This is a genomic window from Pilosibacter fragilis (assembly GCF_032490495.1).
GTDB lineage: Bacteria > Bacillota > Clostridia > Lachnospirales > Lachnospiraceae > Pilosibacter > Pilosibacter fragilis.
Genome location: NZ_JAVYJB010000009.1, coordinates 113,968 through 139,958 on the forward strand (window position 1 = coordinate 113,968; position 25,991 = coordinate 139,958).

21 protein-coding genes and 1 pseudogene are annotated in these 25,991 nt (G+C 48.7%); 19 read left to right on the forward strand and 3 right to left on the reverse strand.

The genetic code is table 11. The features are described 5' to 3' along the window. Positions 1 to 179 precede the first annotated feature (179 nt). From ABCW45_RS10370 to ABCW45_RS10380, 3 genes are read left to right on the forward strand one after another with little or no spacing between them, the layout of a single operon-like run. On the forward strand, positions 180 to 866 hold the full coding sequence (locus ABCW45_RS10370; protein WP_015552483.1) for a D-lyxose/D-mannose family sugar isomerase: 687 nt from the start codon (positions 180 to 182) through the stop codon (positions 864 to 866). Beyond that, the gene (locus tag ABCW45_RS10375) at positions 867 to 1,913 is read left to right on the forward strand and encodes an aldose 1-epimerase family protein (RefSeq protein ID WP_015552484.1); all 1,047 of its coding nucleotides are present in this window, start codon (positions 867 to 869) and stop codon (positions 1,911 to 1,913) included. It begins immediately after the preceding gene. After that, positions 1,901 to 2,851 carry a carbohydrate kinase family protein gene (locus tag ABCW45_RS10380; RefSeq protein WP_117470460.1) on the forward strand — a complete coding sequence of 317 codons (951 nt, stop codon included), beginning with the start codon at positions 1,901 to 1,903 and terminating at the stop codon, positions 2,849 to 2,851. The genes ABCW45_RS10375 and ABCW45_RS10380 overlap by 13 nt, the downstream gene beginning before the upstream one ends. A 59-nt stretch (positions 2,852 to 2,910) precedes the next feature. Here ABCW45_RS10380 and ABCW45_RS10385 read toward each other — a convergent pair whose 3' ends face one another. Next, positions 2,911 to 3,072: a helix-turn-helix domain-containing protein gene (locus tag ABCW45_RS10385; RefSeq protein WP_117470459.1), complete on the reverse strand. Its 162-nt coding sequence runs from the start codon at positions 3,070 to 3,072 to the stop codon at positions 2,911 to 2,913. Between the two features lie 132 nt (positions 3,073 to 3,204). Between ABCW45_RS10385 and ABCW45_RS10390 the strand changes: the two genes are divergently transcribed. From ABCW45_RS10390 to ABCW45_RS10425, 8 genes are all read left to right on the forward strand, one after another. Beyond that, a complete protein-coding gene (locus tag ABCW45_RS10390; RefSeq protein WP_015552488.1) occupies positions 3,205 to 4,167 on the forward strand; it encodes a LysR family transcriptional regulator in 963 nt (320 codons plus the stop codon). A gap of 189 nt (positions 4,168 to 4,356) precedes the next feature. After that, positions 4,357 to 5,640, forward strand: a complete 1,284-nt coding sequence (locus ABCW45_RS10395; protein WP_015552489.1) for an SLC13 family permease — start codon at positions 4,357 to 4,359, stop codon at positions 5,638 to 5,640. 33 nt (positions 5,641 to 5,673) lie between these two features. Continuing rightward, positions 5,674 to 7,113: a serine hydrolase domain-containing protein gene (locus tag ABCW45_RS10400; protein ID WP_343220797.1), complete on the forward strand. Its 1,440-nt coding sequence runs from the start codon at positions 5,674 to 5,676 to the stop codon at positions 7,111 to 7,113. A gap of 90 nt (positions 7,114 to 7,203) precedes the next feature. Further along, the gene (locus tag ABCW45_RS10405) at positions 7,204 to 8,154 is read left to right on the forward strand and encodes a carbohydrate kinase family protein (protein ID WP_015552491.1); all 951 of its coding nucleotides are present in this window, start codon (positions 7,204 to 7,206) and stop codon (positions 8,152 to 8,154) included. A gap of 145 nt (positions 8,155 to 8,299) precedes the next feature. Then, a complete protein-coding gene (locus tag ABCW45_RS10410; RefSeq protein ID WP_343220798.1) occupies positions 8,300 to 9,193 on the forward strand; it encodes a DMT family transporter in 894 nt (297 codons plus the stop codon). Between the two features lie 574 nt (positions 9,194 to 9,767). Further along, positions 9,768 to 11,165: a magnesium transporter gene (gene mgtE, locus ABCW45_RS10415; RefSeq protein ID WP_343220799.1), complete on the forward strand. Its 1,398-nt coding sequence runs from the start codon at positions 9,768 to 9,770 to the stop codon at positions 11,163 to 11,165. A 394-nt stretch (positions 11,166 to 11,559) separates the two neighbouring features. Then, positions 11,560 to 12,855 (forward strand): phosphopyruvate hydratase, encoded by a 1,296-nt coding sequence (gene eno, locus ABCW45_RS10420; protein ID WP_117552670.1) that lies wholly within the window; start codon positions 11,560 to 11,562, stop codon positions 12,853 to 12,855. Positions 12,856 to 13,238: 383 nt separating this feature from the next. Further along, positions 13,239 to 15,251, forward strand: a complete 2,013-nt coding sequence (locus tag ABCW45_RS10425; RefSeq protein ID WP_117567135.1) for a tannase — start codon at positions 13,239 to 13,241, stop codon at positions 15,249 to 15,251. Between the two features lie 233 nt (positions 15,252 to 15,484). Here ABCW45_RS10425 and ABCW45_RS10430 read toward each other — a convergent pair whose 3' ends face one another. Then, positions 15,485 to 16,348, reverse strand: coding sequence for a TMEM164 family acyltransferase (locus tag ABCW45_RS10430; RefSeq protein ID WP_485020648.1), 864 nt, complete (start codon positions 16,346 to 16,348; stop codon positions 15,485 to 15,487). Positions 16,349 to 16,557: 209 nt separating this feature from the next. On the opposite strand from ABCW45_RS10430, the gene ABCW45_RS10435 reads away from it, so the two are divergent. From ABCW45_RS10435 to prfA, 7 genes and pseudogenes are all read left to right on the forward strand, one after another. Further along, positions 16,558 to 17,739: an acyltransferase family protein gene (locus tag ABCW45_RS10435; protein WP_343220801.1), complete on the forward strand. Its 1,182-nt coding sequence runs from the start codon at positions 16,558 to 16,560 to the stop codon at positions 17,737 to 17,739. 329 nt (positions 17,740 to 18,068) lie between these two features. Then, positions 18,069 to 18,521: pseudogene (gene tenpIN / locus ABCW45_RS17930) on the forward strand (type III toxin-antitoxin system TenpIN family toxin); the annotation flags it as partial. 48 nt (positions 18,522 to 18,569) lie between these two features. Then, positions 18,570 to 18,974, forward strand: coding sequence for a C-GCAxxG-C-C family (seleno)protein (locus tag ABCW45_RS10440; protein WP_343220802.1), 405 nt, complete (start codon positions 18,570 to 18,572; stop codon positions 18,972 to 18,974). Positions 18,975 to 19,260: 286 nt separating this feature from the next. Further along, the gene (gene rpmE, locus ABCW45_RS10445; protein ID WP_015552500.1) at positions 19,261 to 19,470 is read left to right on the forward strand and encodes a 50S ribosomal protein L31; all 210 of its coding nucleotides are present in this window, start codon (positions 19,261 to 19,263) and stop codon (positions 19,468 to 19,470) included. Positions 19,471 to 19,730: 260 nt separating this feature from the next. Next, a complete protein-coding gene (locus ABCW45_RS10450) occupies positions 19,731 to 20,732 on the forward strand; it encodes a DUF1385 domain-containing protein (protein ID WP_021905622.1) in 1,002 nt (333 codons plus the stop codon). Further along, positions 20,729 to 21,880: a N5-glutamine methyltransferase family protein gene (locus ABCW45_RS10455; protein WP_343220803.1), complete on the forward strand. Its 1,152-nt coding sequence runs from the start codon at positions 20,729 to 20,731 to the stop codon at positions 21,878 to 21,880. The genes ABCW45_RS10450 and ABCW45_RS10455 overlap by 4 nt, the downstream gene beginning before the upstream one ends. A gap of 13 nt (positions 21,881 to 21,893) precedes the next feature. Continuing rightward, on the forward strand, positions 21,894 to 22,967 hold the full coding sequence (gene prfA / locus ABCW45_RS10460) for a peptide chain release factor 1 (RefSeq protein WP_015552502.1): 1,074 nt from the start codon (positions 21,894 to 21,896) through the stop codon (positions 22,965 to 22,967). 277 nt (positions 22,968 to 23,244) lie between these two features. On the opposite strand, the gene ABCW45_RS10465 is transcribed toward prfA, so the two are convergent. Further along, positions 23,245 to 24,582: an MATE family efflux transporter gene (locus ABCW45_RS10465; protein ID WP_215704878.1), complete on the reverse strand. Its 1,338-nt coding sequence runs from the start codon at positions 24,580 to 24,582 to the stop codon at positions 23,245 to 23,247. A gap of 430 nt (positions 24,583 to 25,012) precedes the next feature. Between ABCW45_RS10465 and rfbA the strand changes: the two genes are divergently transcribed. Beyond that, on the forward strand, positions 25,013 to 25,915 hold the full coding sequence (gene rfbA, locus ABCW45_RS10470; protein WP_015552504.1) for a glucose-1-phosphate thymidylyltransferase RfbA: 903 nt from the start codon (positions 25,013 to 25,015) through the stop codon (positions 25,913 to 25,915). Positions 25,916 to 25,991: the final 76 nt, after the last annotated feature.

Consider the following 25,991-nt stretch of genomic DNA (forward strand, 5'->3'; position numbering starts at 1 on the left):
GATGGCCCTGAATGAAAGAAAAGGTGCCGGGCAGGAAAATAAACTGGAAACCGGCACGAAAATGAATTAAAATAACGGTAGCTTCCGCGCGACGGACAGTTACTGAAACATGTAACGCAATGGAACGCCGGGCCGAAAGGATCGGCGTTCCTGCATATAAGGGACAGGAGGACATTTGTATGAAACGCAGTGAGATCAACGCGGCTTTAAAAGAGATGGAACAGATGATCAGGGAATACCAATTTGCGATCCCGCCGTTCTGTAATTTCACACCGGAAGAGTGGAAGGAAAAAGGACATGATTACGATGAGATCCGTGACAATATGTTAGGCTGGGATATCACAGACTACGGTCTCGGTGATTTTGATAAAGTCGGGTTCTCCCTGATCACGATCCGGAACGGAAACCTGAAAATGAAGGACAAATATACAAAATCCTACGCGGAAAAACTCCTGTATATCAAAGAAGGACAGTATTCTCCGATGCACTTCCACTGGTCAAAGATGGAGGACATCATCAACCGCGGCGGCGGAAATGTGCTGATTCGTGTATACAATTCCACAAAGGATGAGGACCTTGATAAAGTGAACGATGTCCATGTCCATGTGGACGGCAGAGAGATGGTCGTTCCGGCCGGCACCCAGGTGCGCCTGACTCCCGGCGAGAGCATTTCCATCTACCCGTACATGTACCATGATTTCGAGGTGGAAGAGGGCAGCGGCCCGGTTCTCTTAGGTGAGGTCAGCCAGTGCAACGATGACAACGTGGACAACCGTTTCTATGAGAAGATGGGAAGATTCCCGGAGATCGAGGAGGATGAAGCACCGTATCGTCTGCTGTGCAACGAATATCCGGAGGCAAAATAGATGACAGATCAGAAAACGCTGATGGCGGTCTGCGGTCATATGGATCAGATCGCCGGAGTCCGTCAGATGGAATTTCAGGATGGGCGGGCAGCGGGACTTCGCTGTGCGATGATTCATAATGGACCGCTGGAGCTTCCGCTGATGCTCGATAAATGCCTGGACCCGGCCTGGATCCGGTATAAGGGGATCAACTTAAGTCTCCTCACAAAACCGGGGCTTCAGGGGAGAAATCCCTATGATACTGCGGGAGACGAGGCGGTGCGCTCCATTATGGGCGGCGCGATGTTCACCTGCGGTCTTGGAAATGTCCACGGAAACCGGGTGGTGGACGGTGTGGAATATCCGGTTCACGGACGGATGAGAACAACCCCGGCGGAAAAGATCTCCATGGACGCGTTCTGGGAGAACGGGGAGTATAAGATTTTGGTGTCCGGGGAGATGCGGGAGGCACAGATCTTTGGTGAAAACCTGGTACTCAGACGAACGATTGAGACGACTTACGGCAGCCGGGAGATCGTATTCACGGACGAGATCGAAAATCAGGGCTTTGAGGACCAGCCGCTCTGTTTTCTCTATCACTGCAATGCCGGATACCCGTTTCTGGTGCCGGGGCTGCGGGTCGTGATGCCATCGATCTTCTGCGGTCCGAGAGATGCGGACGCAAAGGCAGGCGCGGCGGCCTGGAACGTCATGGAGGAGCCGGTGGAGCATGCGCCGGAGCAGGTATTCCAGCATGAGCTGGCAGCGGATCGTAATGGAAATACGTTTGCGGCATTTGTCAATGACGAGCTGCAGATTGGGCTCTGCATTCGTTTTGAAAAATCTGTGATCCCCTACCTGACCCAGTGGAAGAGCACGGCGGCCGGAGATTTTGCGATGGCGCTGGAGCCGACGAACTGCGGATTTGACGGGCGGGCCGGAAAGACGCAGAGTTTAAAGCCATTTGAGAAACATGAGAACCGGATCCGATTCCAGATCCTGGACGGAAAAGACGAGATAAAACAGCTGGAAGATGAGTGCAGGGAGGTATTGGAATGTACGATGTGATCGCTCTTGGTGAGCTTCTGATCGATTTTGCGGCAAAGGAGACGGATGCGGATGGATATCCGACTATGAAGGCGAATCCGGGCGGTGCGCCGGGAAATTTCCTTGCAGCGTTAAATAAATACGGAATGAAGACGGCATTTCTCGGGAAAGTCGGAGATGATGCGTTCGGAAAGCTCCTCTTAAAGACATTTGAGAAAGCCGGGATCGAGACAAAGGGGATCGTGACTGATCCGTCGGTGTTTACGACGCTGGCGTTTGTGACCTTCTCGCCGGAAGGAGACCGCTCCTTCAGTTTCGCAAGAAAACCGGGAGCGGATACGAGACTGAGCTTTGAGGAGATCGACCTTGCGATGATCGATGAGGCATCGGTCTTCCATTTCGGAACCTTAAGCCTCACGGATGATCCGGTGCGCACGGCGACGAAAAAATGTGTGGAATATGCGAAGAGACAGGGAAAATTCATCACGTTTGATCCAAACTTAAGACTTCCGCTCTGGGAGACAACGGATGCGGCAAAGGAGCAGATCTTATGGGGACTTGCACATGCCGATGTGGTGAAGATCAGTGATGAGGAAGTGGAGTTCCTCTGGGGGATCACGGATGAGAAAGAGGCGGCGAAGAAGCTCCTCGATGAGTTCGGGATCCGCCTCGCGATGATCACGATGGGACCGAAGGGGGCGTACCTAGCGAACCAAAACGGCGCTGCATACGCAAAGTGCCCGGAGGTAAAACCGATCGATACGACAGGAGCCGGGGATATCTTCGGCGGGAGTGCTGTTTCAAGACTCTTAAAGACCGGGAAGAAGCCGGAAGAGCTGGGAGTGGAAGAACTTGTCTTTATCGGCAAGTTTGCCTGCACGGCGGCGAGTCTTTCGACAACACAGTCGGGCGGGATTCCGAGTATTCCGGAGGAAGATGTGGTCCTGGAGAGAATATAGGGATAAATGGAAAGATGTATTTAGGCGATGAGGCCGGTGTTATGTGGAGTGGCATTGACTCACTGTTTCCGGTATTTGTTTGGCGTGCATCCAAAGATTCGCTTAAAGCAGTTTGTAAAATAACCCTGTGAGGAAAAGCCGGTATTCTGGGCGATCTCAGCGATGGTGAGGCTGGGATCTTCCGGGAATTCCCGGCTTTTTATGATCCTGCAGGAAATCACTTACATTTTTATTGGAATGCGGGCGCCGGCTTCTGGCAGAAATTCCTTTTTTCTGGTATACTGAATGGAAATAGAAACGCAGAAGAGGAAAGACGGATTTATTTGCTATAAATTGCGAAAAGGGGAAAGGATATGGACAGAAGTATTGATTATGTGATCGCTGTGGCAGAATGCAAAAGTATTTCGCAGGCAGCGGAAATGCTGTATATCAGCCAGCCATCGCTGAGCCGGTACCTTTCAAACCTGGAAAATGAACTGGGAGTCAATCTGTTTGTTCGGACGCTGAATGGAACGGAGCTGACAGCAGCTGGGAAAATTTATCTGGAATATGCAAAAGAAATAAAATTGTTAAAAGAAACGATGAACTCCAAGCTGAAAGAACTGAAAAGAGAAAAGAAGAGCCGGATCCGGATCGGAATGCCATTAAATGCTGCTTCTCTTGCCGCATTTGATGTAGTAAAGGAGGTAGAGAAAAAATACCCGGACTGTGGAGTCGAAATATATAATATTTTCTCAAAAGACATGGAGAAAGCCTTGAAGGAATGGGCATATGACTTTGTGATCGGTCCAATGGCCGACCTTTCAAAAAATGTTGATTATGATCTGATGTACCGTGATTTCTATGTATTGGTAGTGCCGAAACGATATGATCTCGAAACGTATGCGGAATATGGGGAACAGGGATCGTTCCCTGTGATCGATATGAAAAAACTCCCGCCGATGGATTATATTTTTCAGGATGAAACAACATTTGTGAGAAAAGGGATCAACCGGATCCTGGAGAAACAAAAGCTCAGCATTGCTCCCCGTCTGGTCGTGACGAGCAGTACGCTTGCTTTGCAGGCAGCGGAGAATGGATTTGGATGTTGTATTGTATCGACCGGCCATCTGGCCTATCTGAACCAGTCAGCCAATTTAAAGGTCTATCTGATCAAAGGCGAAGAGACTTCCTCCTGCGGCGTGGCTTATCTGCATAACAAAATATTTTCGGAAGAGGAAAAATGCTGCATTGCTCTGATCAGACGTGCGCTCCGGGAAGGTGAAAAGAAGATCATGCAGCGCTTTGGAACATGGGAAATGAAGGAAAGGGAATAGGAATAGATTTTTTGAAGGGGCATAGCATAAAGCTATGCCCCTCTTTCGTTTTGGCATTGGAAAAGATCGGGAGAATGTTTTACAATAAGGACAGATGAAAGATGTCGGCCGACATAAAATCGTAACTATGAGGATACTGAATGATTGTGGGAAATTTAGTAAGAAATTTCAACGAAGGAGGAAATTTTCATGAGTACGACATTAATATGGGCATTTGTATGTCTGATCATTTTTGTGGCGGTACTGGCACACCCGAAACTTCCGAACTGGATGACATTTATCTGCATGGCTCCCGTTGTTTTATTGGCAAAAGTTATGGAGGCAAAAGATATTTATGCGGTGCTTAACAGCTCCAGCCTGCATCTGATGATCATTATCTGTATGTTTTCCGGTATGATCGCAGCAACCGGTCTGGACATCATCATCGGGGATTTCGTGGATCACATGACAAGCTCCCAGACAGGGAAAAAGAAAGAAATGATGATCTTTGCGATCGTGTATCTGGTATCAGGACTGATCTCTACAGTCCTTCAGAACAGTTATGTAGCATTGGCATTCCTTCCGGTTCTCAAGAGTATTGCAAGAAAGAACCGGATCAGCCTTTCCAAACTGGTTTTATTTGTTATTTTTGCAACGACACTTGGCGGCGCGATCACATTGATCGGCACTCCGACGAACGTGTATGCAAACACCGCATTAGAGGAAGCGGGTCTCCAGCTGTTCGGCATGCTTGATTTTGCATGGGTTGGCATTCCGATCTTTATCGTCGGCGGAATTTATATGATCGTAATGAACCGCTGGTGTGCATCTTATGATGATTTTGGCGAAGAGACAGAAGAAAAAGCTCTTACAAGCGGACAGAGAAGAAAACAGATGGTCGTTGGCATCACATTCCTTGTATTTGTAGCAGCACTTGTATTAAAATCCCTGAAGGTGATCTCGATCGATCCGAACTTTATCGGATATGCAATGATCGCAGTTGCAGTTCTGACAACGGTTGTAACACCAAAAGAGGCACTGGAATCTCTGGATTCACAGATGATCCTGTTCTGTGCAGGCATCAACTTAATGATCGCAGTTATGAACCAGAGTGGGCTTGGACAGGTATTTGGCGATATGATCATCAACATTATCGGCGAATCCAAAAACCTGTATCTGATCACCGCAGTTTTATGTATCGGCGCTTCCATTGCGACCTCTTTCATGAATAACATGGCATGCGCAGGAATGCTGGCTCCGGTAGGTATCTCCATTGCAAATGCATTAGGAGCAAACCCACAGGCGATCGTTCTTGCGATTGCAATCGGAGCCGGCTGCTCTTACCTGACACCGATCGCATCAGGAACAAATCAGACCATGATGATCTTTACAAAATTGAAATTCCAGGATTTTGCAAAATTTGGCTGGCCGCTGCTGATCATCTCCTGGATCTTATGTATCGCGATCCTTCCGCAGGTATTCCCATTCTTCTAACAGAGATGGATCGTTAAAAAGGAGAGAGTGACTATGAAAACAGAACTGAGATATTCGTGGCCGTCAGCAGAAGGAGTGAATCCGGAATATATTGTTAATTTTCTGAATGCCTGTGAAAAAGCAGATTCCGAGATCCATGGGATCATGATCGCGAGACATGGAAACGTGATATTTGAAGCTTATAATGCTCCGTATGCAGCAGAGATTCCGCATATCATGCATTCCTTCACGAAGACACTGACCAACACGGCGGTTGCTCTGGCTTATGATGATGGTCTTCTGGATCTGGATAATCCGATCCTGAAGTATTTTCCGGAATATGAGCCGGAAGCAAATGAGTATTTAAAAAAATGTACGATCCGCAATATGATCACCATGCGGAACGGACAGGAGCGCTCCGTCGGCGGCAACGAATGGAGACCTTTAAAGACAAGCTGGAAAGATGCGTATTTTAAAATACCGTTTGATAAGGAGCCTGGGAAAACATTCATGTATTCCAGCGGAAACAGTTACATTTTGTCCTATATCGTGCAAAAACTTACCGGAAAGACATGCCGGGAACTTGTTCAGGAGAGAGTCGGAAAGGAGATCGGTCTGACAGACTTTCCATGGATGCTCAGCCCGGAAGGTGTCTGCTCGGGGGGAAACGGAGTTTCACTCACAACAGGGGACATGCTCCGAATCGGACTGCTTTACCTGAATAAAGGAAAGTGGAACGGAAAACAGCTGATTTCGGAGGAATGGATCGATCATGCGCTCGGATATACAGATCCGTTGGATCCGGTGGATGGACTTCAGTATAACTTCCACTGGGATCATGCCGGAGACATCTGGGCAGCCCGGGGAATGTTCGGGCAGACATGCGGACTTGTTCCGGCTTTAGATATGGTATTTGCCGTCACAGCTGCAGACAGCGGGTATCAGGCGATGAAATTGTTCCAGAAAGAGGTGATCGATCCGGTAAAAGAAAATGATGGAAGGCTGATCACAGACGGGACTATGGATGACATCCTGAAGCAGAAAGCTCTGCGGATGACATTGGAAGGAAAAAACTGTTCTGTACCGGGACATAAGGAGATCCTGAGAAAAATGACATGGACTCCTGAGAATCATGTGGATGGAATCAGAAAAATAGAACTGTGTCCGGCAGAAGGCAAGAATCTGATTTATCGGATGGAGGATGACAGAGGAGTTCATGAGATCCATGCCGGACTGGACCACTGGATCCATGGCACGACGACGATGACGGGAGCTTATCTTCATCATCAGTATGAACAGCCTGTCTCAAAAATCGCAGCGATCGCTTACTGGACAGCTCCGGATGTCCTGATGATGGAATGGAGATATCCGGAAATGGCATTCTGGGATCATGTGACGCTCACATGGGATCATGGAGATGTAAGAATGGATCGGTGGGTGAACATGAATTCGCAGGACTTAAAGAGACCGACCGTTTGTATGAAAGAACAGTAAAAATATAAAGAAAATCCCACTTTTAGCTGTCGTGACAGGAAAGGGGGATTCCTATATACTGTTGCACCATGAGTGCAGGGAGGTATTGGAATGTACGATGTGATCGCTCTTGGTGAGCTTCTGATCGATTTTGCGGCGAAGGAGACGGATGCGGACGGATATCCGACGATGAAGGCGAATCCGGGCGGAGCGCCGGGAAATTTCCTTGCAGCGTTAAATAAATACGGAATGAAGACGGCATTTCTCGGGAAAGTCGGAGATGATGCCTTTGGAAAGCTCCTCTTAAAGACATTTGAAAAAGCCGGAATTGAGACAAAGGGGATATTGACAGATCCGTCCGTGTTTACGACACTGGCATTTGTGACTTTTTCGCCGGAAGGTGACCGTTCCTTCAGCTTCGCAAGAAAACCGGGAGCGGATACGAGACTGAGCTTTGAGGAGATCGATCTTACCATGATCGATGAGGCATCGGTGTTTCACTTCGGAACCCTGAGTCTTACCGATGATCCGGTCCGCACGGCGACGAAAAAGTGTGTGGAATATGCGAAAGAGCATGGAAAGCTCATCACTTTTGATCCAAACTTAAGACTTCCGCTCTGGGAGACAACGGACGCGGCGAAAGAGCAGATCTTATGGGGACTTGCACATGCCGATGTTGTGAAGATCAGTGACGAGGAAGTGGAGTTCCTCTGGGGGATCACGGATGAGAAAGAGGCGGCGAAGAAGCTCCTCGATGAGTTCGGGATCCGCCTCGCGATGATCACGATGGGACCGAAGGGGGCGTATCTGGCGAACCAAAACGGCGCTGCATACGCAAAGTGCCCGGAGGTAAAACCGATCGATACGACAGGAGCCGGGGATATCTTCGGAGGAAGCGCGGTGTCCAGACTGTTAAAGGCAGGAAAAGCGCCGGAAGAGTTCAGCACGGAAGAACTTGGATTTATCGGTCAGTTCGCCTGCACAGCGGCAAGCATCTCCACGACACAGTCGGGCGGGATCCCGAGTATTCCGGAGGAAGCGGCGGTTCTGGACCGGATGTAAAGAAAGACAAATTCGGATTTTTATTGAAATTCTGCTGTACACATCTTCGAGATCCCGATATAATTCAAATGTCAGGGCAGCAGGTCCAGACGGGCAGGCTGCAATGACGATATTATGAAGATCGATCGATTATCTGGAGGGTGTTATGACAGACACAAAGGACAAGAAGAGAGAAAAACTTGGAATTCTCTGCTGCACGGCGGGGGCGACGAGCTGGGGACTTTCAGGAACCTGCAGTGAGGCGCTGTTTTCCCAGTACCCGGTAGATACGACATGGGTGACGGCGGTGAGAATGACATCAGCGGGGATCATATTGCTGTTTCTTGCGTTTGCGAAGCACAGTCTGAATTTGAAAGAACTTGGAAAAGACAAAAAAGGGCTTATAGAGATCATTCTGTTTGCCATTGCGGGTCTGGCGCTCTGCCAGTACGCGTACCTCAGCGCCATCAAATGGACGAATTCCGGAACCGCGACGGTGATCCAGAATCTATCCATCGTATTTATCGCAGTCTATGTCTGTCTGACCACAAGGACAGCACCGGATAAACGGACCGTATTCTGCATTATTCTGGCGCTGTTTGGTGTCTGGCTTCTCGCCACCGGCGGAAAGCCCGGAAACATGGAGCTCACACCGAGGGGACTCTTCTGGGGACTCATGGCCGGAATCGGCGCGGCAAGCTACTCCCTGCTTTCCAGAGCACCGGTAAAACACCGCGGAAGTATTCCGGTGTCCGGAATGGGGATGTTCATCGGCGGGATCGCTCTGTCCCTGATCGCCCAGAGCTGGAGGATCCCGGCAGGTCTGGACGGACGGGCGATGCTCTATATGGCGGTGATCGTCCTGCTTGGGACTGTCGGTGCGTTTACGTTATTCCTCCAGGGGATCGCTCTGGTAGGCCCCGTAAAAGCGGCACTCCTGTCCTGTCTGGAACCATTGACCGCGGCAACCTTGTCCGTCGTCTGGCTGCACTCCAGCTTTTCTCCGACGGATCTGATCGGGTTTGCGTGTATTCTGGCAACGGTAGTGTTGATGAGATAGAAAAAAATTACGGGCTTTTCCCGGATAGCTGTGTAGTCCTGTTATCGCGGACGTTGAGGATCAGGACAGCAGACAGCCGGAACATTTTACATGTTTTAACCGTATTTCCCACCTTTATTTTGCCAGATTTTTACTTTACAATTCCTATAAAAAAATGTTATACTGCTGTGTGCGGAAAAAGATATCTGTGCGCAGCAGTTTCCTTTTTTCGCAGAGAATATTTAAAACCAAGAAATTTTACGGAGGTGAATTGCATGGATAGTTGCGATAGTACAGGGCGAAGTACGAAATGCGGTGTGAAAAACAGACAGGCGCAGAATGCGGCTATCGGTGCGATGATGTAATCCTCTGATAGCTGGATTCCATATTGAGATGTCTCGAGAACACCGCAAGGGAACGGCCTGTCCATCACAGCGATGTATGGTTGGACCCCGCCAGGAATGATCCTGGGCGGTGTTCTTTTTGTTGCCGAAATTCAGGCAATTCGATCAGGAGGCGTGAAGATACGCATAGTCCTGATGATAAGAAGTAACTGGACGGATAAAAGACAGTTACAACGGAAAAGGAGGCAGAAATGGAAACAGAAGTTTTAAAAGAACAACATTATGTGGAAGAACTGGTCGATATCATCCGCAGCGGACTTCCGAAAGAGGAGCTGATCGACCGGTTATCCGATTATCATGATAACGATATCGCGGATGCCCTCACGAAGTTGACACCGGATGAGAGGCGGGAACTTTATCCGCTGATCGGTGTGGAGCGGGTTGCGGAGATCTTCGCGTACTTAGATGACGCGGAGCCGTACCTGAAGGAGCTTCCGATCGAGAGCGCCGCAAAGATCGTCTCCGAGATGGACTCCGACGATGCGGTGGATGTATTGGAAGAGATGGATGCGACGACGAAGCATAAGATCGTCGGCATGCTGGATAAGGAAGCCAGCGAGGATGTAAGACTCCTGTTCTCATACGATGAGGATGAGATCGGTAGCCGCATGACTACCAACTTTATTATGATCCACAATAACCTGACGATCCGTCAGGCAATGCGGGAACTGATCGAGCAGGCAGGAGAGAACGACAATATCTCCACGATCTATGTGATTGATGAGGAAGATAAGTTTTACGGAGCGATCGATCTGAAGGATCTGATCATCGCAAGAGAGTATACGGACCTTGAGGACCTGATCAGCCACTCGTATCCGTATGTCAAGGATCATGAAAAGGTTGCGGATTGTATCGAGCAGATCAAGGATTACGCCGAGGATTCCATCCCGGTACTGCAGGAAGACGGAACGATCGCCGGTATCATCACATCCCAGGATATCGTTGAGGCCGTGGATGATGAGATGGGCGAAGATTACGCGAAATTAGCCGGTTTGACTGCGGAGGAGGATCTGAACGAGAAGCTGACGGAGAGCGTGAAAAAGAGACTTCCGTGGCTGGTCATTCTGTTATTTCTGGGCATGGTAGTATCTTCCGTTGTGGGCGCTTTTGAGGCTGTCGTTGCGGTGATCCCGATCGTCATGTGCTTCCAGTCCCTGATCCTCGACATGGCAGGAAACGTCGGAACACAGTCTCTGGCTGTTACGATCCGTGTGCTTATGGATGAGGAACTGACTGCAAAGCAGAAGCTTATGCTTGTTGTGAAAGAGATGAAGATCGGTTTCGTGAACGGACTGTTTCTTGGAGTTATGGCGTGGCTTTTCCTCGGAATCTATATCTGCGTGATCAAGGGATATCCGATCCACCATGCGCTGCTTGTCTCCGGCTGTGTCGGAATCGCGCTTGTGACAGCGATGGTGATCTCCAGTATGGTCGGCACACTGATCCCGATGTTCTTTAAGAAGATCAACGTAGACCCGGCAGTTGCGTCCGGCCCGCTGATCACGACAGTGAACGACCTTGTCGCAATTGTGGTTTATTATGGACTGGCGATGCTGTTTCTGGTTGATCTGCTGCACGTGACGGGCTGATATCAGATGAAATAAAAATGCGAATAAATATAAAAAAATGGGCGATCCTAAGGATATCAGGATGGTCCATTTTTTATGCAACAGGAAATTCCGAGGAATTCTCTGTTACATAAAAAGACACACTCTTTTTTATTCCGGGAACTGCCGATCAATTTATGGTAACGACAACTTTTTTCAATTGAATGTTTTGGCATACGATCCTCTTGAACTGAAAATGATGCTATGATAAAATCATGATGGTTAGAAAAAACTAACCGAAATACTGGCTGGCATTTCCTAAACATGTGCAGGTGGTTGATTTCGCAGGTGGACAGATCAATAGATCACGTTGTTTTTCCTGCCTGATCCGGGTGGGAGAGTAATTGGCGTTGATACTCGAAAGGAGCTTATGATGATGAATTATCTGGAAATTGAGAAAGTCATTGGAAGAGAGATCTTAGATTCCCGTGGAAATCCCACGGTTGAGGCGGAAGTATATCTGGCAGACGGAACCATCGGGAGAGGAACCGCGCCGAGCGGTGCATCTACCGGCGAGTTCGAGGCGCTGGAATTAAGAGACGGAGATCAGGCACGTTATGGCGGAAAAGGTGTGACAAAGGCTGTTGAAAATATCAATACAATTATCAACGAGACCCTGACAGGCCTGGACGCGTCCGATATTTATGCAGTTGACCGCGCGATGATCAAGGCTGACGGAACAAAGGACAAGTCAAAGCTTGGCGCGAACGCGATCCTTGCGGTATCCATCGCCTGCGCGCGTGCCGCAGCCATCTCCTTAGATATTCCGTTATACAGATTCCTAGGTGGAATAGGCGGAAACCGTCTTCCGGTTCCGATGATGAACATTATCAACGGCGGCTGCCATGCACTTTCCTCCGGTCTTGATGTTCAGGAATTTATGATCATGCCGGTCGGTGCTCCGTCCTTCAAGGAGTGCTTAAGATGGTGTGCAGAGGTCTTCCATGCACTGGCTGCGATCTTAAAAGAACGCGGACTTGCAACCTCCGTTGGAGATGAGGGTGGCTTTGCTCCGGCATTGAAGTCTGATGAGGAAGCGATCGAGACGATCCTCGAGGCAGTAAAGAAAGCCGGATATGAGCCGGGCCGTGACTTCAGGATCGCTATGGACGCGGCGTCCTCCGAGTGGAAGACAGGAAAAACCGGAGAGTACAAGCTCCCCAAGGCAGGAACTGTCTATACTTCCGAGCAGCTCATCGAGCACTGGAAAAAGCTTGTTGAGAAATATCCGATTATTTCCATCGAGGATGCCCTTGATGAGGAAGACTGGGAAGGATGGAAAAAGCTGACCGCAGAGCTTGGAACGAAGGTGCAGCTAGTCGGAGATGACCTTTTTGTAACAAACACAGAGAGACTTTCCAAAGGGATCAAGCTCGGCTGCGCAAACTCCATCCTGATCAAGTTAAATCAGATCGGTTCCGTATCTGAGACATTGGAGGCGATCAAGATGGCGCACCGTGCCGGCTACACAGCAATCTCCTCCCATCGCTCCGGTGAGACCGCAGATACGACTATTGCAGACCTCGCCGTAGCTCTCAACACCTGCCAGATCAAGACTGGTGCCCCGTCCAGATCCGAGCGTGTCGCGAAGTATAACCAGCTTCTCAGAATCGAGGAAGAACTCGGAGAGAATGGGGTATATCCGGGAATGGATGCGTTTCATGTAAACTAAGACAGATTTATAATATAAAATAGATATTCTCCAACTAAAACTTAAGGTATGATTGCACGAAGAGATCCCCGACGGCTGATGAGGCTATTGGGGGTCTTTTTATGGTCTGATCCATTGTATTATTGAAAGAATAAACGCTCTGCGAGGGTGCGCGGTGATTCGGACAAGAACATGTCAGCTTCGCTGACCAGAATCACGCGGCAAGTCTCTAATGGTCCGATAGGGCTATTGGAGACTTTTATGATATCCGCTGCTGCAAAAAAGACACAATTCTTCTAAAAATTAACACAATATTTTCACAGGCTTTTCACAAAAGTTTCCTAATCTATAAAATAGACAGTGACGATGTGTTATAAATGGAAAGGAAACGGAGAGAAACGGTTATGATGAAGGTTGGAAGGCGGATCGGGTTATTTTTGGCGGCGGCGCTTATACTTTCCGGATGCAGCAACAGTGCGGCAGAAATCGGGAGCAGCGCGGCGCAGACGGAAGCAGAGACAAGTCAGGCGGAGACGGAGCGTGCCGGGGAGACGGCGGTGACATCGCTGCCGCAGATCGACTCCACGAAATGGCAGTATAATTCTGATGATAAGATATACTGGCAGACAGGAATCTCCTACTGTGAGAATCCGGCAGATGAAAATTATGAGACACTTGGAATCTTTATTCCGGCGGCATACATGAACGCGAAGGACAACGGGGACGGAACATTCACCTGTGAGATTAATAACCAGGCGGCTGTCCAAGGATATACGGCGGACTCTGCGCCCATCGTGATTCCGGTCAATACGCCTGGATATTCCGCAATGGAAGCGCCGACAGACTATGTGACAGATTCCGTATCTTACACGAGCGCCGGATTTATCTATGTGGCAGCAGGCTGTCGCGGACGCGACGCAGGCGCACCGGCGGGAGTGACAGATCTGAAGGCTGCGATCCGGTATATCCGGTATAATGACGGTGTGATCCCGGGAGATGTGGACAGGGTATTTTCCTTCGGCATGAGTGGCGGAGGAGCCCAGAGCGCACTTTTGGGAGCAACCGGTGACAGCGAAGAGTATGAGCCATATCTGACAGCCATCGGCGCGGTCTCCGGTGTCAGTGATGCAGTGACCGGTTCCATGTGCTGGTGCCCGATCACGGAACTCGATTACGCGGATGAGGCGTATGAGTGGAATCTTGGGAGCACAAGAACGGACCTTACGGAGCAGGAACAGACGCTGTCAAACGGAATGGCAGAGGCATTTGCGCAGTATATCAATGATCTTGGGCTCAAGGATTCTTCGGGAAATGTGCTGACATTGACGGAGTCTGAAGAGGGAATCTATCAGTCTGGCACATATTATGAGTATCTGAAAGGTGTGGTGGAGACATCACTGAATAATTTCCTGGAAGATACCACGTTTCCGTATACGGTGGAGACGAAAAAAGGTCCGCGGGGCGGCGGAGAACGACCGGACGGCCAGAAACCGGACGGAGCGCCGCAGGGAGAAAATAGTGGTCAGAAGCCGGATGGAGCACCGCAGGACGGAAACGGAATGCCTGATGATATGCAGAAAGACGGTCAGAAGGATGGACGACTGGACGGAAAACAAGCTCAGGGAACATCGGATGAAAATAAAGCCGGAGATGATACGACAAAGACAAGGACAGAAAAAAATCGCAAAGCATCGGAAGAGAAAGCACCGGCAGACAAGAATGCGGACGGAGATGCAGCTTCGGATAAAGGAAACGGCGCTCCTGATTTCTACGCCATGGACGGAGTAGACCGCAATCTCTCCACAGGCGGCGTGACACTCTCCGGTACCTACGAAACTGCCCAGGACTACATCGATGCCCTGAATGCGGACGGTACATGGGTCAACTATGACAGCGCAACCAACACGGCGACGATCACCAGCATCGTGGATTTCACGAACGCATGCAAGCGTGCCTCCAAAGGAATCGGTGCGTTCGACGCCCTGGATGAGAGTCAGGCAGAAAACACCTTATTCGGATATGGCGATGGAACGACATCCCACTTTGATGCCACACTGGCAGCCCTCTTAAAGGACGACGAGACCTACGGCGCGGCATTCACAGAGGCGATGGAAAAGACCGATTCACAGGGAAATACTGTAACTGAGCGTGGAAATATGTATAATCCCCTGTACTATCTGTCCAGCTATTACGACGGTTACCAGAAATCCACCGTTGCCGACTACTGGCGCATCCGCACCGGAATCGCCCAGAGCGACACTTCTCTCACAACAGAAGTAAATCTGGCGTTGGCGTTGAAAAATTATGGCGCAGATGTGGATTTTGCGACAATCTGGGGGGAAGGCCATACGATGGCAGAGAGCACTGGGGACTCTGTGACGAACTTTATTGAGTGGGTTAATAAGTGTCTGAAATAAAAGTCTTAGATTAGGATATGATCAAAAAGGCCGATATGTCAAACCACTGTGATGGAAAGAGATATCGGTCTTTTATGTTCGCAGACGTACATCAGGCAGACGCTGCCAGTGGTAGGTTGTGCAGGTGGTTATTCAAGTCGAACGTCCGTGAGACTTGGCGCGTGATTCTGGTCAGCAAAGCTGACATATTCCATACAGAATCACTGCGCATCCTCGCGGAGCGCTTTTGTTAATTATAAAAGCTGCGATGAAAATTTGTGCATTAGAAGTCCTCCTGCTATCATGGATACGACATACAGCAGATTTCCCCAGAAGATACCAGCCGTACACGCGATTTCGTGGAAAACCGGCTGCGAGGACGGATGGAATGGGGATATGTAGAACATGTCAGCGTCAGCGGTGGGACCTGCGGCGATGTTGATCACACAGGCAATTACACAGCATAGGAAAAAGAACGGAAGAATATCCATATAATCCCGCCGTTCATGTCCGGCGATGCCTGACATACAGGATAAAAGTCCAAGGAAGAGCAGAGTAAAATGCCAGAGGAAGCCATGGAGCGTCATCGTCCAGTACGGATGCATGAGTCCTGGCGGCACAGCCAGGGCCATGATTCCGCCCAGCAGCCCGAAATCCTGAAGGAAGGTGGCGGCGCGGCGAAGTGTTTTTTCGGAGTGAAGGAGCGGTGCAGCAAGACAGATGTACATGGGAATGCTGCAGAGTTGGAATGGAAAATACCACCAGTCGAAATGCCCGTGAAATTCGATGACATATAAAAATGCCTGCTTATAGAGTTCCATGAGTGCAAGAAGTACTCCACAGGAAAAGAGAATATGGCGGAAATACGGTTCAGGCGATGCCATGGACCGTATTTTTTTGCCGAAAACCCGTGCAAAAGAGAACGCAAATCCTGCCCCAAAGAGAGTCAGCAGAATATGGAAGGCAGAATAAGGCACCGGGGGTGTCATCGGCCATGCGGTCATGCGCAGGATGGACTGGAGAAAAATGTACATATAAGGACCTTCTTTCAAAAGGATCGTATTCTGAAAATATTCGCAATTTGCTCGTTTCTCTTTGAAAAATAGCTGCTTACACATGTTTGGGCGGGAATCAGGGTTAAAAATCCTCCTGCAAGCAGGCCTGAGGCAGGTTTCTGACCTCTTGCCCCGACATCACAAATATTAATGGGAAATGAGGAATCTGTCAAACCTCACGGACGTTCAACTTGATTTTGGATTCTTTGATAGTCTGTCTGGAAATGTCCTATTTTATATGGTAAGATAAAAGAAAACTGTGGGGAGTGCGTATGGTGACAGGCAGCGGAGAAAAACGATTTCATGACCAGATATCATGGCTGATGTTTCTATTCAGCATATTTGTGATCTGGGTCCACTCTTATAATGTGGATCTGTTTTCCGGCGGGGCGCAGGATGGGGTATGGAGCCTTGCGGACCGGATCGAAAATTTCGTGTCGGTGGGACTGGGACAGATCGCCGTTCCGGGCTTTTTCCTGCTGTCATCCTACCTGTTTTTCCGGAATTTTTCCTGGGACAAGCTTTTAAGAAAATGGAAGAGCCGGGTATTCAGCGTCCTGATCCCTTATGTAGTCTGGAATCTCATCTACTATCTGGGTTATATGGCAGCATCCCGGTTTCTCGCCATACGATCCGTGGTCGGACGTGACATCATTCCATTTTCCGTGCAGGAGATCTGGCGGGCGGTCTCACAGTATGCGTATGCGCCAATCTTCTGGTATCTTTATCAGTTGATCTTCCTGATCATCGTGTCACCGATGATCTACGCACTTGTTAAGAATCGGGCGGTCGGTCTTTTCTGGATCGTGGGACTTGTGTTTGCGGTGCATCTCCACCTGGATATGCGCCATCCGAATACGGACGCCCTGCTTTACTATTCGGTTGCCGCATACTTTGCGGTTCATCGCCGAGGGCTGGTGGAGAGAAGCATGGAGGAAGAGGCAGCCGGATGGAATGCAGATCATGGAACGAAAGAAAAGAAAGCTGCCCCAGAGGACAAAGATGGAAATACAGCCGGTGTCATCCCGGACCACGTGAGAAGGCGCTGTTTTGCAGAAGGCCTGGCGGGAGTCATGATCTCTGTATTCTGTTACAGGAGGATGATGGCACCTGAAGCGGCCGTCCTCTGGACCTGCTTTTACCGTATGGCTGTGCCGATGACCTGTTGGGCGTTTGCCTGTGGAGTGCGCCTTCCGAAGATCCGTCCATGGATGCGCCAGAGTATGTTCCTCTATGCGATTCACTTCATCGTCGTACGGTTCGTAAACAAAGGAACAGCCGTCGTGACGAGAAGTCTTGCAGGCACGACAACAGCCGCCGGAATCTCCCTGGTCGTCTATTTCCTGCTTCCGGCAATCGCAGTTATTGCCTCTTACATTCTCGCAAAATTCCTCGTCCGTTTCCTGCCGGGGGTGTGGAGAGTATTGTCCGGAGGGAGAAAACTGGAAGGATAGGGGGGAATAAGAACTGCAGAAAATCCGTTACTGTCTGCGTACCGCATGAACAGCAGCACGTAAAATTCAAACGTTCTTTTTTGTAAAAAATGCTAATAGTATTTCGATAAGAAATCCACTATACTATCAGTGAAAGAGTTAATCTTTCCTTCGCAGATGAGACGAGTGACGGTTCCGACTCGTCGGTAAAATAAAAAGTGACCGAGCGATGAGACGAGTGACGGTTCCGACTCGTCGGTAAAATAAAAAGTGACCGAGCGAAGAATCTTTGAGGGAGGAGAAATCCTCCCTTTTCTATACCAGTCTATTTTTCTTAGGGGATTCTTACCATGAATACATCAATTGAATTTTGTATAAAGAAATTAAGCAAAAAATTTTATCAGAGGTATCCATCTAAAATGTATGAGGAAATTCTAAGTAAAGAGGATAGACCATATTCATGTCTTCTTGTTAAACAACATGGATACTTGATATGTGTACCGTTTCGGACTGAAATACGTCATAAATATGCGTATCATTTCCAAGCATCAGAAAGATCGAGAAAGCATCATTCGGGATTGGATTTTACAAAAGTGGTAATTGTCACCAATCAAGAATTTATAAACGAGGATATCACTGTTGTTGATCAGGACGAATACAAAGAAGTTATATATAATATTGAAAAGATAGTAGATTCTGTGATAAAATTTGTTGATGATTATGTCGAACATATAAAAGGAATAAAAAAGCTTCATGAAAGAGAATTTGAACGTCGATATCATTTTTCATCATTAAAATACTTTAAGAGAGAATTGGGACTCAGTCAGAAAAAAGAACCGGAGGAAGAGGATATGCTGAGAGATAACGTAAAAAAATACTATCTGGAACAGGATTACAATTGTGCGGAGACGATCTTAAGATGTATTGACGAGGAATACGGGATCGGTCTTACGGAAGATGATTTCAAGTTGGTCAGTGCGTTTGGCGGCGGCATGGGATGCGGCTCCTCCTGCGGTGCATTATGCGGCGCAATGGCAGCGCTGGGACGGCTGACGGTGAAGACCCGTGCCCATGCAACCGATGGTTTTAAGGATACATGCGCGGACCTTGTAGATGAATTCCGAAAGAAGCTTGGAAACACAGACTGCTCAGAGCTGGTAAAGATCTATAAGAAAGACGATGTGCGCTGTCTGGAAACTGTCTGTCTTGCAGCAGATGTGTTTGAAGAGTTTTATAAAAAGAACATTGCCAGATAGGATCATGGCACCTGCAGGTCGGCTGCTTTTGAGCAAAACCGGTCCATTCCCGGGGCAATTTATTTGTGAATATGTGGACAAAGGCACTAAGAATAAAAAAACCTGTGGATAACCTGCAAAAATCATGAAAAACCGCGGAAAATATACTTGCATTAGCAGTATGCATATGCTATAATTATTAAGCTGTTCTGGCGGAACAGGACATATGGCTGTAAAGCTGTATTATTTTTTATTAACGTAACGTGACTGTCAGTCATGTACCAAAAATTTTAAAGAGGTGAAAATCATGAAACAGGGAATCCACCCAAATTACTATCAGGCCAAGGTCGTTTGCAACTGCGGTAATGAATTTGTAACTGGTTCTACCAAGAAAGACATTCACGTAGAAATCTGTTCCAAATGCCATTCATTCTATACTGGTCAGCAGAAGGCTGCTTCCGCTCGCGGACGTATCGAGATGTTCAACCGTAAGTATGGTATGAAAACAGACAAATAAGGTTTGATTAGTGAAAGGTTGAGCTTTTGGATAACTCTGAAAACTCAGCCTTTTTTGTCATACAGGGAATCAAGGAGAAAAAATCAACGCAAGCTTGCTTGCAGGGGATTTTTTATCTTTGATTCCCGCACAAACATGAACAAGCAGCCATTTTTCGTAAGAAAAATGAGCGGATTGTGAATGTTTGTGGAGAATCGCGGGAGCACAAAGTGCGGAGCGATTCGTGTATGACACTATGAGACATATATGGAGGTAAAATCTTGAAATATTCCGGTATCGGGGGACAGGCAGTATTAGAGGGTATCATGATGAAGAACAAGGACAATTACGCCACGGCTGTCAGAAAGCCGGACGGCGAGATCGTTGTCAAGAAAGATACCTATGTGAGCATGACAGAAAAAGTAAAGTTTTTCTCCCTGCCGTTTGTGAGAGGAATCTTTAGTTTCGCGGACTCCATGATCCTGGGAATGCGTTCCCTGACATGGTCGGCAAGCTTCTTTGAGGACGATGAGGAGGACGAGGAGCCGGGAAAGTTCGAGAAATTTTTGATCGATACATTTGGTGAAAAAGTAGATAATGTCGTTATGTCGGCGGTGATGGTATTCTCCATCTTTATGGCGATTGCGATCTTTATGGTACTCCCGCTTTTGATCGCGGGAATCTTCCGGAAATTTATCCACTCTGAGACTGTGATGGCGATTCTTGAAGGCTGTATCCGAATTGCGATTTTCATCACCTACATTAAGGTGATCTCACGGATGGAGGACATCAAGCGGACGTTCATGTACCACGGATCGGAACATAAATGCATCAATTGCTTAGAGCATGGCCTTGTGCTCAACGTGGAGAATGTAAGAAAAAGCTCCAAAGAGCATAAGCGCTGCGGAACGAGCTTTCTTCTGATCGTTATGGTGATCAGCATCCTGTTCTTCATGGTGGTCCGTGTAGATACGATCTGGCTTCGGATCGTCAGCCGGATCGTCCTGATCCCGGTGATCGCGGGTGTCTCCTATGAGGTGCTCCGCCTTGCAGGAACCAGCAATTCGAAGATCATGGACATCGTCAGCCGTCCTGGCATGTGGATGCAGGGACTTACGACGAAAGAGCCGGATGATTCGATGATCGAGGTAGCGATCGTCGCGGTCGAGGCTGTGTTTGACTGGAAGAAATATCTGGAAGAAAATTTCCCGGAGCAGTATCCGGCAGGATATTTTGAGAGAGAAGATCAGACAGGGAAGAACGCGCAGGAGATAACGGCATGAGCGAGATGAAGAACGCTGTCGGGGCTGGAACAGGTCGGTCTGGAGATGATCTATGCGCGGGAAATAGTGTGCGTGAATTTAAGATCTGGGCAGATGTCCTAAACTACGGAAAAAAGATCTTAAAGAATGCGGGGATCGCGGAGGCGGATCTTGACGCCTGGTATCTGTTTGAGCAGAGCTTCGGGATCTCCAGGGCGCAGTATTTTCTTTGCGCAAGGGAGAACATTGTCGGAAGCACGGCACAGAAGATCGCTGTGCAGGAGCAGCACGGAGATCTTTTAGAGAGCGGTAACGCGCTGGAATGTGCAGAACTGTGGCTGAAAGAGAAACTGTCAGTGTATGAGAGCGCACTGAAAAAACGCGCAGCCCGCATTCCTCTGCAGCAGATCATAGGGCGGCAGGAGTTCATGGGACTCACGTTTTTTGTCAATGAGCATGTTCTGATCCCGAGACAGGATACGGAAACGCTGGTGGAGCTTGTGCTGCAGGAGCAGAAGGATAAGGATATTTCGATCCTTGATATGTGTACCGGATCCGGCTGTATTGCGGTGAGCCTGAAGAAGCTTGGCGGGTATGCGCATGTGGAAGGCGCGGATATCTCAGAGGAAGCGCTGAAGGTTGCAAGAAAAAATGCAGCAGAGATCCTCAAAGAACATCCGGAAACGCTGACTGATGCGTTTGAACAGAACAAGGCCGTTCCGGAAGAGAATTGTCTGATGGCGTCTGGCCATCAGAAGCAATATGACGATTCTGAACAATGTATGATGTTGAATGCGGGCGTGAGCTTCCGCCACAGTGACATGTTCAGCGCTTTTCCGGAGACAGAACCGTTCGATGTGATCGTCTCCAACCCACCCTACATCCCCAGCGCAGTTATCGAAGAGCTGGAACCGGAAGTGCGGGACCATGAACCCCGGGGTGCCCTTGACGGGACCGCGGACGGGCTTTATTTTTACAGAATTCTGGCAGAAGAATGTGCCAAACATCTGACGCCGGGAGGACATGTGTATTTTGAAATCGGATATGACCAGGGGATGGCGGTGAAGGAACTGCTGGATAACCATGGTTTTAAGGATACAAGAGTGATTCAGGATCTGGCAGGAAAAGACCGCGTCGTGTGCGGAGCCTGGCAGACCGCAGGTGTATGAGGAGGTTTTATAGATGTTTGACCGTTTGGATGACATGTTACGGCATTACGAAGAACTGATGCTGGAATTAAATAACCCGTCGGTGGCGGAAGACCAGAGAAAATTCCGCAAGCTGATGAAGGAGCAGGCAGACCTGGCGCCGATCGTTGACGCCTACAAGCAGTATAAGCAGGCGAAACAGGATGTCGAGGACAGCCTGGCGCTTCTCGACGAGGAGAGCGACGAGGAGATGAAGGAACTCGCGAAGGAAGAGCTTGCCGATGCGAAGAAGAGGATCGAGGAGCTGGAACAGGAGTTAAAGATCCTGCTTCTTCCGAAAGACCCGAACGATGAGAAGAACGTTATCGTTGAGATCCGTGCCGGTGCAGGCGGAGACGAGGCGGCGTTATTCGCTTCCGAGTTATACCGCATGTACGTGCACTATGCGGAGAGCCAGCACTGGAAGACAGAGATGATCAACGTCAGTGAGAGTGGAATCGGTGGAATGAAGGAAGTGGAATTCATGATCACGGGACATGGCGCTTACTCCAAGTTAAAATATGAGAGCGGTGTTCACCGTGTACAGCGTGTCCCGGAGACAGAGTCCGGCGGACGGATCCATACCTCTACCGCAACCGTTGCGATCATGCCGGAGGCAGAAGAGTTTGACGTTGTGATTGATGATAAGGATATCCGTATCGATGTTATGCGTGCGTCTGGTAACGGCGGACAGTGTGTCAACACCACTGACTCCGCGGTACGTTTAACTCACATTCCGACAGGAATCGTGATCTACAGCCAGACAGAAAAATCCCAGCTGCAGAATAAGGAAAAAGCCTTCCGCTTACTGCGTTCCAAGTTATATGATATGGAGCTTGAGAGACGTCAGAATGAGGAAGCGGCAGAGCGTCGCAGCCAGATCGGTACCGGCGACCGCTCCGAGAAGATCCGTACCTACAACTTCCCGCAGGGACGTGTGACAGACCACAGGATCAAGCTGACACTCTATAAGATCGATGCCATCATGGACGGCGATATTCAGGAACTGATCGACAGCCTGATCGCAGCAGACCAGGCGGCGAAGCTTGCAAAAATGAATGAGAACTAATTAAAAAATACCTTCGAGGATCAAAATGATCTTTGAAGGTATTTTTTACCTCAGTCGAGAAGACTCCCGCCTCTTCAGGTGGTGAGTCATAACAGATTAGTCTCAGTGGGAGTTAGGTCTCCGACTGAGAGAGACGCTCCGCGAGGATGCGCAGTGATTCTGTAAAGAATATGTCAGCTTGCGCTGACCAGAATTACGCGTCAAGTCTCATGGACGTTCGACTTGAAAAAATGGGAAATTCCAAGAAATTCCCTATTTCACAAAAGGCACATTCTCTTTATGAGAAAATAATCTTCTGCCACCGTCCGCTCTTATACCTGCAGACAAAGAAGATCCCGCGGACAAGCCAGTCGATGGTCATAGCAACCCAGACACCGAAGATTCCCATATGGAACACCATGGTCAGCAGGTAGCTGAAACCAAACCGGAACACCCACATGGAGATGATGGAGAGCACCATGGTGACCTTCACATCCGCCGCGGCGCGCAGCGTATTCGGCAGCGTGAAGGACAGCGGCCAGATCGTCACAACGCAGGCAGCATGATACAGGATAATATCGTTTGCATACTGGGCGGCCTCGTCGGAGAGATTGTAGACCGACAGGATAAACGGCAGCGCCAGGATCACGATGAGGTTTGATGCGATCAGGCAGAGATACTCCACGCGCATCATATGCTTTGTGTAATATTTTACCTGCTCGAAATCTCCCGCGCCGACGCACTGGGCGCAGACCGTGAGAAGTGCAAAGCCGAAGGACATGCCGGGCAGGATCGCAAAGTTCGCGATATTATTGCCGACCGCGTTCGCTGCCAGGGATGCGGTTCCGAGACCGGAGACGAGACTTAAAACGGCGATCTTTCCAAGCTGGAACATACTGTTCTCCAGGCCGTTCGGAATTCCGATATAGAGGATCTTTTTCAGTACATTCCACTTGATCTTAAACGGGTATGGGTGCAAAATGTGAAGTTCATGTTCCTGGTTGTTTAACAAAATAAGAATCACCACGCAGGCAACACCTCGGGACACGACCGTTGGGATCGCAACGCCCTCGACACCGCGGTGGAATCCGAAGATTAAAAGTGCGTTTCCGAATACATTGATGGAGTTCATGAGTAGTGAGGTCTTCATGGCGATATTGGAATTTCCCATAGCACGGAAGATCGCGGCTCCCGCATTGTACATGGCGATCATCGGGATGGAAGACAGGACGATCAGCAGGTAGGTACGACTGTCCTTCATGACTTCCGGCTCGATCTTTCCGAATACATGGTACAGGATCACGTTCTGTCCGAGGTAGCCGAGAATCATAATAAAGATCGAGAACAGGAATGTGAAGTTAAAAAGCTGGGCGGTCGCTTCGCAGCCGGTTTTCGGATCTTTTCTTCCAAGATACTGTCCGGCAATCACCGCACCGCCGGTGGCGAGAGCCGTGAAGATATTGATGATGAGAAGCATGACCGTGTCGACCAGGGAAACACCGGAGACGGCTGCCTCCCCGACCCGCGCGACCATGATGGAGTCGGAAAGACCGACGGCGACCTGTAGAAACTGATCCACGATCAGGGGGATGATCAGGCGCACCAGGTCGTTCCGGCTGAAAAGACGATTATTCATATGTAGATACATCCTCCAGAAAAAAATATAATATAGGTTCTAACATATTTTTATAAGATTTGCAATTGGGAAAAGTTACGGTTTTTAAGTATGGTCCTATGGTATGATTTCAGCGAATTTTCTTAAACAAAGGGATAGTCTATAAGAATATTTAAGAATAGAACTGCAAAGGGAAATGAATGTCGAAGAAGGTGCAGGGGCAGTTAAGAAAAGAGTCAGGAGGAAAAACAGATGTCTGCAGAGGAAAACGGACAGCGAACATTATAGGTATGATGTGAAATATGGGGAAATTATAAAAAATCCACAAAAATCTTCATGTTTTTTAAGAGAATTATAAGAGGAAGTACCTTTAAAAGAAAAGGCATTTATGCTATAATGACCCCAGTATAGGGCGTAGTGTGCCCAAAAACAGATGAGAAAAGGAGAGCATATGAAAGGAATCATACTTGCCGGCGGAAGCGGCACAAGACTGTATCCGCTCACTAAGGTAACTTCCAAACAGCTTTTACCAATTTATGATAAACCAATGATCTATTATCCGTTATCCGTGCTGATGAACGCAGGAATCAGAGATATCCTCATCATCTCCACACCGGACGATACCCCGAGATTCGAGGCACTGTTAGGTGACGGAAAGCAGTTCGGCGTGAACTTATCCTACGCCGTACAGCCGAGCCCGGACGGACTTGCCCAGGCCTTCATCATCGGTGAAAAATTCATCAATGGTGACTCTGTTGCGATGATCTTAGGAGATAATATCTTCCACGGACAGGGCTTAAAGAAGCGTCTCCGCGCAGCAGCAGAGAAGGAGAAAGGCGCCACTGTATTCGGCTACTATGTCGATGATCCGGAGCGTTTCGGTATCGTTGAGTTCGACGAGACAGGAAAGGCGATCTCTATCGAGGAGAAGCCGGAGAAGCCGAAGTCCAACTACTGCGTAACCGGTCTTTATTTCTACGACAACCGCGTTGTGGAGTACGCAAAGAACTTAAAACCATCCGCAAGAGGCGAGCTTGAGATCACAGACCTTAACCGGATCTATCTTGAGAATGGTGAGCTTGATGTAACACTCTTAGGTCAGGGCTTCACATGGCTGGATACCGGTACCCACGAGTCCTTAGTTGAGGCCACAAACTTCGTTAAGACCATCGAGACCCACCAGCACAGAAAGATCGCGTGCCTGGAAGAGATCGCCTACACAAACGGCTGGATCTCCAAGGAAGAGGTTATGGCCGCATACGAGATCTACAAGAAGAACCAGTATGGCCAGTACTTAAAGGATGTTATCGACGGAAAATATATCGACAAACTGCCGGGACACGCAGATAAGTAAAACGAAAAGAGACAACAGGATTTCAGCGCACTCACGCCCAAATACAAAGCGTTTGAGTGAAAGCTTCTGAATTGAT

What these genes read in the sequence shown, in the direction of transcription:
- ABCW45_RS10370 (WP_015552483.1), top strand. Translation starts at nt 180, where the DNA reads ATGAAACGCAGTGAGATCAACGCGGCTTTAAAAGAGATGGAACAGATG.
- ABCW45_RS10375 (WP_015552484.1), top strand. Translation starts at nt 867, where the DNA reads ATGACAGATCAGAAAACGCTGATGGCGGTCTGCGGTCATATGGATCAG.
- ABCW45_RS10380 (WP_117470460.1), top strand. Translation starts at nt 1,901, where the DNA reads ATGTACGATGTGATCGCTCTTGGTGAGCTTCTGATCGATTTTGCGGCA.
- ABCW45_RS10390 (WP_015552488.1), top strand. Translation starts at nt 3,205, where the DNA reads ATGGACAGAAGTATTGATTATGTGATCGCTGTGGCAGAATGCAAAAGT.
- ABCW45_RS10395 (WP_015552489.1), top strand. Translation starts at nt 4,357, where the DNA reads ATGAGTACGACATTAATATGGGCATTTGTATGTCTGATCATTTTTGTG.
- ABCW45_RS10400 (WP_343220797.1), top strand. Translation starts at nt 5,674, where the DNA reads ATGAAAACAGAACTGAGATATTCGTGGCCGTCAGCAGAAGGAGTGAAT.
- ABCW45_RS10405 (WP_015552491.1), top strand. Translation starts at nt 7,204, where the DNA reads ATGTACGATGTGATCGCTCTTGGTGAGCTTCTGATCGATTTTGCGGCG.
- ABCW45_RS10410 (WP_343220798.1), top strand. Translation starts at nt 8,300, where the DNA reads ATGACAGACACAAAGGACAAGAAGAGAGAAAAACTTGGAATTCTCTGC.
- mgtE (WP_343220799.1), top strand. Translation starts at nt 9,768, where the DNA reads ATGGAAACAGAAGTTTTAAAAGAACAACATTATGTGGAAGAACTGGTC.
- eno (WP_117552670.1), top strand. Translation starts at nt 11,560, where the DNA reads ATGAATTATCTGGAAATTGAGAAAGTCATTGGAAGAGAGATCTTAGAT.
- ABCW45_RS10425 (WP_117567135.1), top strand. Translation starts at nt 13,239, where the DNA reads ATGATGAAGGTTGGAAGGCGGATCGGGTTATTTTTGGCGGCGGCGCTT.
- ABCW45_RS10430 (WP_485020648.1), bottom strand. Translation starts at nt 16,348, where the DNA reads ATGTGTAAGCAGCTATTTTTCAAAGAGAAACGAGCAAATTGCGAATAT.
- ABCW45_RS10435 (WP_343220801.1), top strand. Translation starts at nt 16,558, where the DNA reads ATGGTGACAGGCAGCGGAGAAAAACGATTTCATGACCAGATATCATGG.
- ABCW45_RS10440 (WP_343220802.1), top strand. Translation starts at nt 18,570, where the DNA reads ATGCTGAGAGATAACGTAAAAAAATACTATCTGGAACAGGATTACAAT.
- rpmE (WP_015552500.1), top strand. Translation starts at nt 19,261, where the DNA reads ATGAAACAGGGAATCCACCCAAATTACTATCAGGCCAAGGTCGTTTGC.
- ABCW45_RS10455 (WP_343220803.1), top strand. Translation starts at nt 20,729, where the DNA reads ATGAGCGAGATGAAGAACGCTGTCGGGGCTGGAACAGGTCGGTCTGGA.
- prfA (WP_015552502.1), top strand. Translation starts at nt 21,894, where the DNA reads ATGTTTGACCGTTTGGATGACATGTTACGGCATTACGAAGAACTGATG.
- ABCW45_RS10465 (WP_215704878.1), bottom strand. Translation starts at nt 24,582, where the DNA reads ATGAATAATCGTCTTTTCAGCCGGAACGACCTGGTGCGCCTGATCATC.
- rfbA (WP_015552504.1), top strand. Translation starts at nt 25,013, where the DNA reads ATGAAAGGAATCATACTTGCCGGCGGAAGCGGCACAAGACTGTATCCG.